Here is a 15,258-nt window from a genome sequence, read left to right as displayed (position 1 = left end):
TCAGTCCGATAGCGCTTGAGAAGGAAGTGAGATTTGCGGTGAGAGAAGGTGGTCGTACCGTCGGCGCTGGTGTCGTTACCGATATTATTGCTTAACTTAAAGAGGATGTGCGTATGCGTATTATTATTCAATTAGCGTGTGGCGAATGTAAGCGACGAAATTATTCGACCACAAAAAATAAAAGCAAGACAACAGAGCGTCTTGAAATTAAAAAATATTGTCCATTTTGTCGGAGACGTACAGCACATAAGGAAACGAAGTGATGTTCAAAGAACGTGATCGAAAAACGAAGAACGAATTTTGCGCCATGTCGTTCACGTTTTTCGTTCTTCGGGAAAATTTTGCCGGCGCAAAATTTTAGGGGAGTAGCTCAATTGGCAGAGCACCGGTCTCCAAAACCGGGGGTTGCAGGTTCGATGCCTGTCTCCCCTGCAGCTTCTTAAAGCAAAAGAATGGGAATTATTGAAGGACAGAAAAATTAATATATGAAGAAAAAACTTCTGAGCTTCATTTTTTTATTAGCTGCTTTGATTGCGGGACTTGTTCTTTCTCATTTTTTTGAAACTCTTTGGTTTTGGTTTAAACTGCCAAAATTTTCTGATTGGGTCATTGCGCCTCATGACCTTTTGGGAATTCTTTGTGGTTTGATTGCTTTTATTGTGTTGATGAAACATCAAAAGGTAAATATTTTTTTGTCGGAGGTGATTCAAGAGTTAGAAAAAATAACATGGCCCAACCGAAAAGAAACAATCCTTTCAACAGGCATTGTCTCAATTCTTGTGGGGATTGCTGCTCTCATTCTTTTTGCTTTTGATGCGCTTTGGGGAACGGTTGTCAATTTCTTTTATCATTGAGAGAGGTGAGATCGAAATGGCGAAGCATTGGTACGTCGTTCATACATATTCAGGATACGAAGAAAAAGCGAAGACAGCGCTTCTCGAGCGAATTCGGCAGCATAAGCTTGATGGATTGTTTGAAGAAATTCTTATTCCTACAGAAAATGTGGTCGAAGTGAAAAAGGGGACAAAGCGCACGATAAAGAAGCAATTTTTCCCTGGCTATATTTTAATTCGCATGGAGTTGAATGATATCACTTGGCATGTAGTGAAAGGAACGCCGAAAGTAACCGGTTTTGTGGGAGGATCAAAGCGCCCTCCAATTGTTCCTGAAGAAGAGGTCAAGCGAATTACAAATCAAATTCAAGAAGGAACGCTGAAGCCGAAAACGAAAATTGAATTTGAAAAGGGAGAAAATGTTCGAGTAACAGGGGGGCCCTTTGCGACCTTCACAGGGATGGTGGATATGGTGAATGAAGATAAAGGAAAACTCCGTGTTTTAGTAAGTATTTTTGGTCGATCAACTCCGATCGAGCTCGATTTTACCGAAGTTGAAAAAGTAGAAGAGGCATAAGAGAGGATTTATGGCAAAAAAAATAACAGCACAAATTAAACTGCAATGTCCTGCAGGTCAGGCAAACCCAGCTCCTCCGGTGGGCCCAGCGCTTGGTCAGCACGGTGTGAATATTATGGAATTTTGTAAACAGTTTAATGCAAAAACACAAAAACAAGCAGGAACGATTATTCCTGTCATTATTACTGTTTATCAAGATCGTTCCTTTACCTTTGAATTGAAAACACCGCCCGCATCTTTTTTATTGAAACAGGCTGCGAAAATCCAAAAGGGTTCAGCGACTCCAAATAAAGATAAGGTGGGAAAAGTAACTCGAGCGCAGGTTGCAGAAATTGCAAAGATTAAACTTCCTGATTTGAACTGTGATTCGCTCGAGGCTGCTATCCGAACGATTGAAGGAACAGCAAGGAATATGGGAATTGAAGTTGTTTAAAATGAAACTGTTGGAGTGATGCAACAACATCACGTTTGGACAACAGTCCCCCCAAAATATTGTGGGGGACAAGGAGAAATGATGGGAAAGAAAAAAAAATATCAAGAAGACCGAAAAAAGGTAGATCCAGAAAAACGTTATTCTCTTGATCAGGCGCTTGAGATTTTGGAGAGTTTTTCAAAAGCAAAGTTTGATGAGTCTGTCGATGTGGCGCTTCGTCTTGGAATTGATGCAAAGCAGTCAGATCAGGTTATTCGCGGAGCTGTTGGCCTTCCCAATGGGACAGGAAAGAAAGTTCGCGTTGCTGTTTTTGCAAAAGCTGAAAAAGTAAAAGAAGCTGAAGATGCTGGCGCTGATATTGTTGGCAGTGATGATCTGGTTCAGAAAATTCAAGGTGGATGGCTTGAGTTTGATACAACGATTGCAACTCCAGATATGATGGGACTCGTTGGTAAGCTTGGAAAAGTTTTGGGCCCTCGTGGATTGATGCCAAATCCAAAGCTCGGTACAGTGACGAATGATCTTGTGAAAGCCATCCAAGAGACAAAAGCGGGAAAAGTCGAATTTCGAACAGACAAAGCTGGCATTGTGCATGCTCCAGTGGGGAAACGTTCTTTTGGTCGGCAGAAATTGAAAGAAAATATTTCAACCCTGATTGAAGCAGTGGTGAAAGCAAAGCCTGCGAGCTCAAAAGGAACATATCTTCAAGTGATTTCTATCTCGGGAACGATGACCCCAGGAGTTTTTATTGATCCTGAAACTGTTATTGTTCAGTAACGAAGGAGAACATCGTGAATCGTACAGAAAAAGAACATCATATTAAGGGACTGACAGCGCGATTTGAGAAAGCGAAAACATTTCTCTTTGCAGGGTATCGAGGGTTGAAAGTGTTGCAAATGACAACACTTCGTTCGAAACTCCGATCCGAACAATCGACAATGCAAGTTCTGAAGAATCGTTTGGCAAAACGAGCGTTGCAGGAAAAAGGGCTTGATCAATATTCTTCATTGATTAATGGCCCTACTGCTGTTGCTTGTTCTGAAGGAGATCCAGCAGCGCTTGCAAAAGTGTTTGTCAATTTTGCAAAAGACAATGAACTTTTTGAACTTCGTGGTGGCAGAGTTGATGGAAAAGAGATCAGCATCAATGATCTCAAACTCCTTGCAACGCTTCCATCGAAACCTGAACTCTTCGCAAAGATGCTTGGTTCTCTGAAAGCTCCGCCGTCGAACTTCGTTGGCGTTCTTTCCGCTGTTCCTCGCAAGTTAGTGCAAGTAATCAATGCAATAAAGGAAACAAAAACATAAACTATTGCACTTAATTCCCCCAACAAGATTTGGGGAGGCCCACTCAGAAGTAACACTGTGTACTTTGTTGATTGGGGTGCGACCTTAAGGAGGTTGTATGACAGTAGGAAAAACAGAAATCGTCGAATCACTTAAAAAAATGAGCTTGATGGAAGTGGCAGAGCTTGTGAAGGAGCTTGAGGAAACCTTTGGTGTCTCTGCTGCCGCTCCAGTTGCTGCCGCCGCTGCACCAGGTGCAGGCGCAGAAGCAGCTGAAGAAAAAACCGAGTTCACGGTTGTTTTGACTGATTCGGGAACGAACAAAATTAACGTGATTAAAGAAGTTCGTGGTGCAACATCCCTAGGCCTCAAAGAAGCCAAGGATCTTGTTGAAGCAGCATCAGAAAAGACTCCCAAGACCTTGAAAGAGGGAATCTCAAAAGATGAAGCAAACGAGCTCAAGAAAAAACTTGAAGCTGCTGGTGCAAAAGTTGTTTTGAAATAACGCATTATTGAAGAAGGTGAAATGCATGGACGATCCAGCTTCTCTTTGTTTAAGAAGTGGAAGCTGGACGTTTCAGGCATTTTTCTCTTTAAAAATTTAACGCACGTTTAAGGAGTGCTTATGGCAACAAATCCTGTTCGTCGTATTCGAAAAAGTTTTGCGAAAGTAAAGCCAGTCATTGAAATCCCACCCCTCATTGAACTTCAAAAGAGATCTTTTTCTCAGTTTCTTCAAAAAGAGACTCGTTCCGCGGAACGGCAAGATATTGGGCTTCAAGGGGTCTTCAAAAGTGTATTTCCTATTAAGGGGTTTAATCAAACAGCTTCGCTTGAGTTTGTGGGTTATGAGATTGACGCGCCAAAATATGATGAACAGGAGTGTCGAAATAGAGGCATGACCTATGCAGCTCCTATGCGTGTTTTAGTTCGTCTTATTGTGTGGGATGTTGATGAGAATACCGGTGCACAAAGCATTCGCGATGTCAAAGAACAGGAAGTCTATTTTGGTGAAGTTCCAGTTATGACAGAATTTGGAACGTTTATTGTCAATGGAACAGAACGTGTCATTGTCAGTCAGCTTCATCGAAGTCCAGGTGTTTTCTTTGAGCATGACAAAGGAAAAACACACGCATCCGGAAAACTTCTCTTCTCCGCTCGCATGATTCCTTATCGTGGCGCGTGGCTCGACTTTGAGTTCGACTCAAAGGATTTGCTCTACGTGCGGATTGATCGTCGTCGAAAAATTCCGGCAACCATTCTTCTTCGATCAATTGGATACACTCCAGAAGAATTGCTCAATATGTTTTACACTGCGGAAAAAATAACACTTGAAGGTTCAAAGATTTCTAAAACTCCAGTGCTCGAACTCCTCCCTTATCAACGACCCTCCAAAGATATGAAGCATCCAAAAACTGGAGAGGTCTTCGTGAAAAAAGGGAAAAAGTTTCGTAAGCCCATTATTGATGAAATCCGAAAACTCAAAGACTTTCGTATTCCTCTTGAGTTTGAAGATATTGATGGAAAAGTCGTTGCTCATGATATTGTCGATCCGAAGACAGGCGAAGTGGTCCTTGCCACGAATGAAGTGATGACCGAAGCTGCATTTGAAGCAATTCAGAAAAGAAAAATTACAACATTTGAACTGCTCTATATTGATGAACTCAACGTTGGAAGTTACTTACGGAATACCTTACTCAGTGACAAAGTTACCTCGCAAGAAGAAGCTCGCATTGAAATCTATAAACGTTTACGTCCTGGTGATCCTGCGACACCTGAAGCTTCAAATACATTTTTTGAAAATCTTTTCTTTAATCCAGAACGTTATGATCTTTCAAAAGTGGGACGCCTCAAGCTTAACTATAAGTTCCGTCTCGATATTCCCCTTGAAGTAGGGACATTGCGTAAAGAAGATATTGTGGAAACGGTGCGATATCTCTTGAAACTTAAAGATGGTGAGGGAGAGATCGATGATATCGATCATCTCGGAAATCGTCGCGTGCGTTTGGTCGGTGAGCTTCTTGAAAATCAATATCGTGTCGGACTTGTCCGTATGGAGCGCGCGATCAAGGAGCGCATGAGTTTGCAAGATGTCGAAACGCTCATGCCCCATGATTTAATTAATTCAAAACCGGTTTCAGCAGTGATCAAAGAATTTTTTGGTTCCAGTCAACTTTCTCAATTTATGGATCAGACGAATCCGCTTTCGGAAGTAACGCATAAGCGTCGTCTTTCAGCTCTTGGACCTGGTGGACTTACACGTGAACGTGCTGGGTTTGAAGTGCGTGACGTTCACACAACCCATTATGGTCGTATCTGTCCGATTGAAACGCCAGAAGGTCCAAATATTGGATTGATCGCTTCTCTTTCGGTGTATGCGCGTATCAATGATTTCGGTTTTATTGAAACGCCTTATCGAAAAGTGATGAAGGGTCGAGCAACGGATGAAGTTGTTTATTGCTCAGCGCTTGAAGAGAGCGCTCAAGTGATTGCGCAAGCAAACGCGAAGTTGGATAAAAATGGAAATATTCTTACTGAACAAGTTCAAAGTCGGGTTCATGGAGAATTTGTTTTAGCTGACCGTGATCAGGTGACGCTCATGGACGTTGCTCCTCAGCAGCTCGTCTCAGTTGCTGCAGCGCTGATTCCTTTTCTTGAACATGACGATGCAAATCGTGCTCTCATGGGTTCGAACATGCAACGCCAAGCGGTTCCTCTGATTCGTACCACTGCACCTTTGGTAGGTACGGGACTTGAGCTTGTTCTTGCGAGAGATTCTGGGGTAACAGCGGTTGCAAAGCGCGATGGAATTGTCACTGAAGTCGATGCAAATCGAATTGTGATTCGAGCTGAAAAAGGATCAAAGGGGGAGTTCAGTTCTGATGTCGATATTTATAATTTGATCAAATATCAGCGTTCCAATCAAAGTACATGCATTACGCAAAAACCGATCGTCAAAAAAGGGGATCGCATTAAAAGAGGAGATGTTGTTGCTGACGGTCCGGCAACCGATCAGGGAGAGCTTGCGCTCGGACAAAATGTTCTTGTCGCGTTCATGCCTTGGGCTGGTTATAATTTTGAAGATTCGATTCTTATTAGCGAACGAATGCTCAAAGAAGATTATTTTACTTCTATTCATATTGAAGAATTTGAATGTGCCGCGCGCGATACGAAACTCGGGAAAGAAGAAATAACGCGAGATATTCCGAACGTCGGCGAAGAAGCTCTGAAAGATCTTGATGAATCGGGAATTATCCGTATCGGAGCTGAAGTAAAACCCGGTGACATTCTTATTGGAAAAGTAACGCCAAAAGGAGAGACGCAACTTTCTCCGGAAGAGCGATTGCTGCGCGCTATCTTCGGTGAAAAGGCGGGCGACGTGAAAGACACAAGCCTCCGTGTTCCGCCGGGAGTCAGTGGTATTGTCATCAGCGCCCAGGTCTTTTCGCGCGAAGGGATTGATTTGGATGAACGCGCAAAAGAGATTCAAGGTGAAGAAGCTGATCGCATCAAGAAAGATTTGAATGCGGAATTAAAAGGAATCTACGAAAGCGCTGCAAAACGCATTGAGCAAGTTCTCAAAGGATCCAAGCTTACCTCCAAAGTGGAAGGGACAAAAGGCGATGTTGTTTTCTCAAAAGGTGATGCCGTGACTGCAGAAGGATTGATGCACGTTCCCTTTGAAGATTGGTCTGATCTTTCCACAGATGCTGATGATGCGATTGAAACTCATTTCTCCGAAATGCTTGAGCGCGCTGCGGAACAAGCAGACTTGATTCGCATGATGTACGATCAAAAGCTGGGAAGACTCTCAAAAGGTGATGAGCTTCCGCCAGGCGTGATTAAGATGGTGAAAGTTTATGTCGCGATTAAACGAAAACTTGCTGTGGGTGATAAAATGGCAGGGCGACACGGAAACAAAGGTGTCATTTCGCGCATTGTGGCAGAAGAAGATCTTCCTTACACCGCAGATGGACGCCCGGTTGACTTAGTGCTCAATCCGCTTGGCGTTCCTTCTCGAATGAACGTTGGTCAAATTCTAGAAACTCATCTTGGTTGGGCTGCTTATGGTCTTGGCGAAGAAATTCAAAGATTGCTTGAACAAGATCAATCTGTTGAAGATCTGAAAAAGCGATTGAAGAAAATTTACAACTCACCAAGTGTTGATGAATATTTGGAAAAAGCAAAGAAAGAAGAAATCGTCGAGCTTTGTCGTCAATTACAAGTTGGTGTTCCCGTTGAAACTCGTGTTTTTGATGGTGCAACGGAAGTTGAAGTAAAAGAATTGCTTGATGAAGCTGGGCTTTCACGTTCTGGACAGACCATTCTTTTTGATGGCCGAACCGGAGAAGCGTTTGATACCTCAGTCACCATTGGTGTTATGTACATGCTCAAACTCCACCATCTCGTTGATGAGAAAATTCACGCGCGTTCCATTGGACCTTATTCACTTGTCACACAGCAGCCACTTGGTGGAAAAGCTCAGTTCGGTGGGCAGCGATTAGGAGAAATGGAAGTATGGGCCATGGAAGCTTATGGCGCAGCCTACGCGCTGCAAGAATTTTTAACGGTCAAATCAGATGACGTTGTTGGACGTACGCGTATGTATGAAGCGATCGTGAAGGGAGAAAAAAGCTTAGAACCAGGACTTCCAGAATCATTCCATGTATTGATGAAGGAACTTCAGGCGCTTTGCTTAGATATTGAGCTCATTGAAGCAGAAGCATCCTAAAAAACGAGGTTAAAAATATGGAAAGTCATTATTTTTTTGAAAAACCAAAAGATCCGCTTTCATTTGATGGTATCCGCATTAAAATAGCGAGTCCGGAAAAAATTCGCCAATGGTCGCATGGTGAAGTAAAAAAACCAGAAACCATTAACTACCGTACCTTCAAGCCTGAGCGGGATGGCCTTTTCTGCGCCAAAATCTTTGGTCCTGTTAAAGACTATGAGTGTAATTGCGGAAAATACAAACGAATGAAGCATCGTGGTATTGTTTGCGAAAAGTGCGGTGTCGAAGTCATTCAGAGCAAAGTGCGTCGCGAGCGCATGGGCCATATTACGTTAGCGACTTCTGTTGCTCATATTTGGTTCTTAAAAAGTTTGCCCTCGCGTATTTCAACTATGCTCAATATGGCGCTCAAAGATGTGGAGAGAGTGCTGTACTGTGAAAGTTATGTGGTGCTTGATCCTGGGAAAACGGGTCTGAATGAAGGAGATGTTTTCACAGAAGATGGCTATCAACAAGCGATTGAAGAGTTCGGTTCTGATTTTCGTGTCGGTATGGGGGGAGAAGCTGTTCGTGAGCTGTTAGCTAAAATGGATCTCGAAGAATTATCCACGAAGCTTCGTGAAGAACTGAAAGAAGCAACATCAGAAGCGGCTTCCAAGAAACTTTCTCGTCGTTTGAAGTTGGTGGAGCAGTTGCATGAGGCTGGAAATCGACCTGAGTGGTTGGTGCTCTCAGTGGTTCCGGTTATTCCGCCTGATCTTCGTCCTCTTGTTCCGCTGGATGGGGGCCGTTTTGCGACATCGGATCTCAATGATCTTTATCGTCGCGTGATCAATCGAAACAATCGGTTGAAACGACTCATGGAACTTTCAGCTCCTGATATCATTGTGAGAAATGAAAAGAGAATGCTTCAGGAAGCTGTCGATGCTCTGTTTGATAATGGTCGACGTTCGCGTCCTTTTGTTGGACCAAATCATCGTCCGCTTCGTTCGCTTTCTGACATGCTCAAAGGAAAGCAGGGACGCTTCCGTCAAAATCTTCTTGGAAAGCGTGTCGATTATTCTGGTCGTTCTGTTATCGTCATTGGTCCTGAGCTTCGCTTGCATCAGTGCGGTCTTCCCAAAGCCATGGCGCTTGAACTCTTCAAACCGTTTATTTTTCAGAAGCTGGAAGAGAAGGGACTGGCCACAACGATTAAGAGTGCAAAACGACTTGTGGAAAACGAAACTCCGGAAGTCTGGGATGCGCTTGACGAAGTGATTAAGGAACATCCGGTCATTTTAAATCGTGCTCCAACACTTCACCGGCTTGGGATGCAAGCTTTTGAACCAGTGCTGATTGAAGGGAAGGCGATTCAACTTCATCCTCTGGTGTGTGTGGCATTTAATGCCGACTTTGACGGTGATCAAATGGCGGTTCACGTTCCACTTTCCGTCGAAGCACAAATTGAAGCTCGCGTTCTTCTTCTTTCAACAAACAATATTCTTTCGCCTGCGAGTGGAAAGCCGATTATTGTTCCGACCCAAGATATGGTGCTTGGACTTTATTACATGACGCGCGAGCGCATTGCCGCAAAGGGAGAAGGACGTCTTTTCTCTGATCCTGAAGAAGTCAGTATCGCTTACTCTATGGAAGAAGTAGATTTGCAAGCTCGCATCACGGTCCGCATTCATGGGAAGCGTATTGAAACAACAACGGGACGTGTTTTACTTTTTGAAAAGATTCCACAAATTCCCTTTGATCGCGTCAATAAAGTCATGGACAAAAAAGCGGTAGCTGAACTTATCGATGATTGTTATCGTCACTATCGCGATAAAGAAACAGTTCTGTTATGCGATCATCTGCGCACACTTGGATTTCATCATGCGACAAAGGCCGGTATCTCTATTTGTCTCGATGACATGAAAATTCCAGAAGCAAAGGCGGAGATTTTAGCAAAAGCTTTTGAAGAAGTTCGCAAAGTGGAGCAACAATATACAGAAGGTCTTATTACTGCGGGTGAAAAATATAATAAAGTGGTCGATATTTGGGCAGAGATTACAGAACATATTTCTGCGCGTATGACTGAAACCATTAGTACTGAAACGGTCATCACAAAGACAGGCGAAGTGAAAACGCAGCTCAGTTTCAACCCCATTTTTATTATGGCTGATTCTGGAGCGCGTGGCAGTGTTCAGCAAACACGTCAGCTCGCGGGGATGCGTGGTCTGATGGCAAAGCCTTCAGGTGAAATTATTGAAACTCCTATTACTGCAAATTTCCGCGAAGGCTTAAATGTTCTTCAATATTTTATTTCTACCCACGGTGCGCGAAAAGGTCTGGCCGATACTGCTTTGAAAACAGCGAACTCCGGATACCTGACGCGTCGTTTGGTAGACGTGGCTCAAGATTGTACGATTACTGAGTTTGATTGCGGGAGTCTCGACGGTATTGAAATGGATGCGCTTGTTGAAGCCGGTGAAATTATTGAACCACTCGGCGATCGTATTCTTGGTCGAGTTGCGCTTGAAGATGTGCGTGATCCATATTCTGATGAAGTGCTTGTTCCAGCGGCAGCTGAAATTACAGAAGAGCTTGTTGCGGTGATCGAAGAATCTGGTCTTGAAAAAGTTCTCGTTCGCTCTGTGCTTACTTGCCAAAGTCTCCACGGTGTTTGTCAGAAATGTTATGGCCGTGATCTGGCACGTGGACATCTTGTCAATATTGGAGAGGCGGTTGGAGTTATTGCAGCTCAATCAATCGGTGAACCTGGAACGCAGCTCACAATGAGAACGTTCCATATCGGGGGAACTGCATCTCGACGTGTTGAGCAATCATCGATTGAAGTTCGTCATGAAGGTATCGTGAAACTTCAAAATATTAAGGTAGTGAAAAATTCATCCGGACATCCCACGGTCATGAATCGTAACGGTGAACTTATTATTTCAGATGAAGCCGGTCGCGAGCGCGAGCGATATAAAGTCCCTTATGGCGCTCTTCTTCGTGTGAGTGAAGGAGACACCGTGAAGGCAGGTGGACTTGTTGCTGAGTGGGATCCTTATACCGTTCCACTTCTGACAGAAGTCAGCGGGACTGTTCGTTTTGGAGATATTGCTGAAGGATTAACAGTTGTGGATCAAGTCGATGAAGTGACGGGCCTTTCGCGTAAAGTGATCATCACCTCAAAAGATCCTACAAGTCGTCCTCGTATCTCGATCGAAAATGAAAAAGGTGAAATCATTACGATTACGGATGCTCGACTTGCAAATTACCTCATGCCTGTTGGAGCAAACCTGTCGATTACGGATGGCGATCATGTGCAGGCAGGAGATACACTTGCAAAAATCCCACGCGAAACAACAAAAACGAAAGATATTACGGGAGGTCTTCCACGCGTTGCTGAACTTTTTGAAGCGCGCAAACCAAAAGAACACGCCGTGATTAGTGAAATTGATGGCGTCGTTTCTTTTGGAAAGGATCTCAAAGGAAAACGTCGCGTTGTTGTCACTTCAGATGTAGGTGAGCCAAAAGAATATTTGATTCCAAAAGGAAAACATATTTCGGTTCATGAGGGAGATCGCGTTGAAGCGGGTGAGCCGCTCATGGATGGTTCCACCAATCCCCATGATATTCTTGCGGTGCTGGGGGTGAAAAAACTCGCAAAATATTTGGTCGATGAAATTCAAGAGGTGTATCGGTTGCAGGGTGTAAAAATAAATGACAAACATATCGAAGCGATTGTGCGTCAAATGCTCCGACGTGTTCGCATTATTGATCCGGGCGATTCTGAGTGGCTTGCGGATGAGCAAGTTGAAAAGCAGGAGTTCGAAGATTTTAAAGCGCGTATTCAGAAAGAAAAAAAGAAGCCTGCGATTGCAGAACCGCTTCTTTTGGGAATTACGAAAGCCTCACTTTCAACCGATAGCTTTATTTCCGCGGCCTCTTTCCAGGAGACCACAAAGGTTCTGACGCAAGCAGCGATTGCAGGACGAATCGATCGTCTGCGCGGTTTAAAGGAAAACGTTATTATGGGCCGCTTAATCCCTGCGGGAACCGGCTTACGTCAGTATAAAAAAATGAAACTTGCTATTGACGATGTCGAAGAAGAACGGCTTCAAAACTATGCACATGAGCAGAAAGCAGAGGATGGACAAGGGATTGCAAATACAGTCTCATGAAGCGCTTCAAGGGAGCTGATTCTCTTGACTTTAAAGGCCTGCTTTGTTAAAAACCGCAAACTTTGCCGATGAATGCGGTGTAAGAATTTAACTTCTTGTTTTTTATGGAGTAAAAAGAATGCCAACGATTCACCAGTTAGTCAAACAGGGACGACAAAAGATGCGCATCCGGACGGCTTCTCCTGCGCTTACTCGTTGTCCGCAGCGTCGAGGAGTATGTACGCGTGTTTATACTACAACTCCGAAGAAACCAAACTCCGCGCTTCGTAAGGTAGCTCGTGTTCGTTTGACAAATAGTGAAGAAATTACGGCATACATTCCAGGCGAAGGTCATAATTTACAGGAACACTCTGTGGTGCTTGTTCGCGGTGGGCGTGTTAAAGATCTTCCGGGAGTTCGTTATCATATTGTTCGCGGAACTCTTGATACAACAGGGGTTGAGAATCGTCGTCAAAGTAGATCGAAGTACGGTGCAAAAAGGCCGAAGTAATAAGGATTAAAATATGCCTCGTAAGAAACGAAAAAGTTTAAAACGCGATATTATTCCTGATCCGAAATTTCATGATCGAGTGATTGCAAAGCTCGTCAATACTATTATGTGGGGTGGGAAAAAAGCAGTTGCAGAGAGCCGAGTCTATAAAGCATTTGATGTAATTCATCAGAAAAAGGGTGAAGACCCAATTACGATCTTTAAGAAGGCTCTGGACAATGTCAAACCAAAAGTAGAAGTTCGCTCGCGACGCGTTGGCGGCGCAACGTATCAGGTTCCTGTTGAGGTTCGATCTGATCGTCGTGAGGCGCTTGGTCTTCGTTGGCTGGTGCAGGCGGCGCGTGCTCGTAAAGAACAAACATTTGATCAACGTTTTAGTGCAGAAATATTAGAGGCGTTTGAAAATAAAGGTGCTGCTTGTAAGAAGCGCGAAGATACTCACAAAATGGCGGAGGCGAATAAGGCATTTGCTCATTATAAGTGGTAATTTTTTTGCTCTTTGACAACCGTGTAAAAGAAGAGCCTGACAAAGGCTTTGGAGTAGTGAAATATGGCGAGTGTTGATCTTAAAAACTTACGGAATATTGGCATCGTTGCTCATATCGATGCAGGAAAAACAACGGTATCTGAGCGCATTCTCTTTTACACGGGCATTACCTATAAAATTGGTGAAGTCCATGAAGGGACTGCGGTCATGGACTGGATGGTGCAAGAGCAAGAGCGTGGAATTACGATTACCTCTGCTGCCACAACCTGCAATTGGCAGGGAACTCAAATCAATATTATTGATACCCCGGGCCACGTTGATTTTACGATCGAAGTAGAACGTAGTCTTCGTGTGCTTGATGGATGCGTCGGTGTTTTCTGCGCTGTTGCTGGGGTTGAGCCTCAATCTGAAACCGTATGGCGCCAAGCCAATCGCTACGGAGTTCCAAAAATTGCCTTTGTAAATAAGATGGATCGCATTGGGGCGAACTTCCCACGTGTGATTGAGATGATGAAGGATCGCCTCGTCACGAATGCAATTCCTTTCCAGTTACCTTACGGCGCTGAAGATCAATTTAAAGGTGTGATCGATCTCATTGAAGAAAAAGCGTACATTTTTAAAGATGAAGCCAAAGGTTCTCAATTTGAAGTTCAAGAGATTCCAGAAGAAATAAAAGAAGAAGCCACGGCGGCTCGTGAAAAATTAATTGAAGCGGTGGTGGAAGTTGATGATGAAATTTTACATAAATATTTAGACAGTCACGATATTACAAAGGAAGAGATTAAACGTTGCGCTCGTAAAGCTACTCTAAAGATGGTGGTGACGCCTGTTTTTTGTGGCGCGGCATTTAAAAATAAAGGCGTGCAACAACTTTTAGATGCTGTTGTTGATTACCTTCCATCTCCTTTGGATGTTCCTCCTATTGAAGGACATCAGCCTGGGAAAGAGGAAGTAAAGCTCCTTCGCAAAGCTTCTGCTGACGAACCTTTTTCTGCGTTAGCATTTAAAATTATGACTGATCCGTATGTCGGACAACTTGCATTTTTCCGCGTTTATTCTGGAAAATTGGAATCGGGAACGCAAGTGTACAATTCAACTAAAGGAAAACGCGAACGTATTGGACGACTCTTGCGGATGCATGCAAATCAACGAGAAGAAATCAAATTTGTGCAGGCAGGAGATATTGCAGCTGCGGTCGGTTTGAAAACAGCAACGACTGGCGATACACTTTGTGATGAAAAAAATGAAATTGTTCTGGAGTCCATGAATTTTCCTGATCCTGTTATTTCAATCGCGGTGGAACCAAAATCAAAAGCTGATGAAGAAAAACTTTCCATAGCGTTGCAGAAGCTTGCTTCTGAAGACCCCTCTCTTAAAGTGCATGTGGATCACGAAACCTTGCAAACAGTTCTTTCAGGAATGGGTGAGCTTCATTTAGAAATTATTGTTGATCGTATGAAGCGGGAATTCAATGTGGAAGCGAATGTGGGAAAACCACAAGTGGCGTATCGTGAAACTATTATCGGCTCTGCTGAAACTGAAATGAAATATGTGAAACAGTCTGGTGGTCGTGGTCAGTATGCTCACGTTGTTTTAAAAGCTGAGCCGAGCGAGCGTGGCAAAGGATTTGAATTTGTGGATGAAGTTGTGGGTGGGCGCATTCCACGCGAATATATTCCTGCAGTCCGAAATGGAGTGAGGGAAGCTGTTGACGGCGGTGTGATGGCAGGTTATCCGATGGTCGATGTAAAGGTAACCCTGCTTGATGGTTCCTATCACGAAGTGGATTCATCTGATATGGCATTCAAAATTTGTGGATCGATGGCCTTTAAAGAAGCAGCTCGAAAAGCAAACCCTGCTCTACTTGAGCCGATCATGGCAGTTGAAGTGGTCATGCCAGAAGATTTTGTGGGTCCGGTAACAGGAGATTTAACCTCACGTCGTGGAAAAATTATGAAGAGTGAATCGCGTGCTGGTTCTCAAGTCATGGATGCAGAAGTTCCGCTTGCAGCGATGTTTGGATATTCTACAGATTTACGCAGTGCAACACAGGGACGTGCAACGTATACGATGCAATTTTCACACTATGAACAATTACCCAGATCTTTGGCGGAAGAAGTGATTGCAAAGACACAAGGGAAAACGCGTTAACATTTTATTTTGAAGGAGGATTGTTATGTCGAAGGAAAAGTATGAGAGGAAGAAGCCGCATGTGAACGTGGGGACGATAGGGCACGTGGATCATGGGAAGACGACGTTAACG

The 15,258-nt window shown here is 43.8% G+C and carries 12 protein-coding genes and 1 tRNA gene; all 13 read left to right on the top strand.

The features are described 5' to 3' along the window. Positions 1-113: 113 nt before the first annotated feature. The 13 genes from A3C46_03940 to A3C46_03880 all read left to right on the top strand — a co-directional run bounded on the left by A3C46_03940 (position 114) and on the right by A3C46_03880 (position 15,146). Positions 114-263, top strand: coding sequence for a 50S ribosomal protein L33 (locus A3C46_03940; protein OGQ21691.1), 150 nt, complete (start codon positions 114-116; stop codon positions 261-263). 96 nt (positions 264-359) lie between these two features. Next, positions 360-432: transfer RNA gene (locus A3C46_03935), tRNA-Trp, on the top strand. A gap of 53 nt (positions 433-485) precedes the next feature. Beyond that, a complete protein-coding gene (locus tag A3C46_03930; GenBank protein ID OGQ21690.1) occupies positions 486-854 on the top strand; it encodes a preprotein translocase subunit SecE in 369 nt (122 codons plus the stop codon). Positions 855-870: 16 nt separating this feature from the next. After that, positions 871-1,410, top strand: coding sequence for a transcription termination/antitermination factor NusG (locus tag A3C46_03925; GenBank protein OGQ21692.1), 540 nt, complete (start codon positions 871-873; stop codon positions 1,408-1,410). Positions 1,411-1,420: 10 nt separating this feature from the next. Beyond that, complete coding sequence (locus A3C46_03920; GenBank protein ID OGQ21689.1) at positions 1,421-1,843, top strand: 50S ribosomal protein L11; 423 nt, start codon at positions 1,421-1,423, stop codon at positions 1,841-1,843. An 81-nt stretch (positions 1,844-1,924) separates the two neighbouring features. After that, positions 1,925-2,620: a 50S ribosomal protein L1 gene (locus A3C46_03915; GenBank protein OGQ21688.1), complete on the top strand. Its 696-nt coding sequence runs from the start codon at positions 1,925-1,927 to the stop codon at positions 2,618-2,620. A 14-nt stretch (positions 2,621-2,634) separates the two neighbouring features. Further along, entirely contained in the window at positions 2,635-3,150 is a 516-nt protein-coding gene (locus A3C46_03910) for a 50S ribosomal protein L10 (GenBank protein ID OGQ21687.1), read from the top strand. 97 nt (positions 3,151-3,247) lie between these two features. After that, positions 3,248-3,634, top strand: a complete 387-nt coding sequence (locus A3C46_03905) for a 50S ribosomal protein L7/L12 (GenBank protein ID OGQ21686.1) — start codon at positions 3,248-3,250, stop codon at positions 3,632-3,634. 120 nt (positions 3,635-3,754) lie between these two features. Continuing rightward, positions 3,755-7,861 carry a DNA-directed RNA polymerase subunit beta gene (locus A3C46_03900; GenBank protein OGQ21685.1) on the top strand — a complete coding sequence of 1,369 codons (4,107 nt, stop codon included), beginning with the start codon at positions 3,755-3,757 and terminating at the stop codon, positions 7,859-7,861. 17 nt (positions 7,862-7,878) lie between these two features. After that, positions 7,879-12,018 (top strand): DNA-directed RNA polymerase subunit beta', encoded by a 4,140-nt coding sequence (locus tag A3C46_03895; GenBank protein ID OGQ21684.1) that lies wholly within the window; start codon positions 7,879-7,881, stop codon positions 12,016-12,018. Positions 12,019-12,136: 118 nt separating this feature from the next. Continuing rightward, positions 12,137-12,508 (top strand): 30S ribosomal protein S12, encoded by a 372-nt coding sequence (locus A3C46_03890; protein OGQ21683.1) that lies wholly within the window; start codon positions 12,137-12,139, stop codon positions 12,506-12,508. Between the two features lie 13 nt (positions 12,509-12,521). Then, a complete protein-coding gene (locus A3C46_03885) occupies positions 12,522-12,995 on the top strand; it encodes a 30S ribosomal protein S7 (protein ID OGQ21682.1) in 474 nt (157 codons plus the stop codon). A 63-nt stretch (positions 12,996-13,058) separates the two neighbouring features. Then, positions 13,059-15,146 (top strand): translation elongation factor G, encoded by a 2,088-nt coding sequence (locus A3C46_03880; GenBank protein ID OGQ21681.1) that lies wholly within the window; start codon positions 13,059-13,061, stop codon positions 15,144-15,146. Positions 15,147-15,258: the final 112 nt, after the last annotated feature.

The sequence above is a fragment of the Deltaproteobacteria bacterium RIFCSPHIGHO2_02_FULL_44_16 genome (genome assembly GCA_001798185.1).
GTDB lineage: Bacteria > UBA10199 > UBA10199 > 2-02-FULL-44-16 > 2-02-FULL-44-16 > 2-02-FULL-44-16.
Note: the sequence above shows the minus strand (reverse complement) of the source record. Positions and strands in the feature narration are given on the sequence as shown.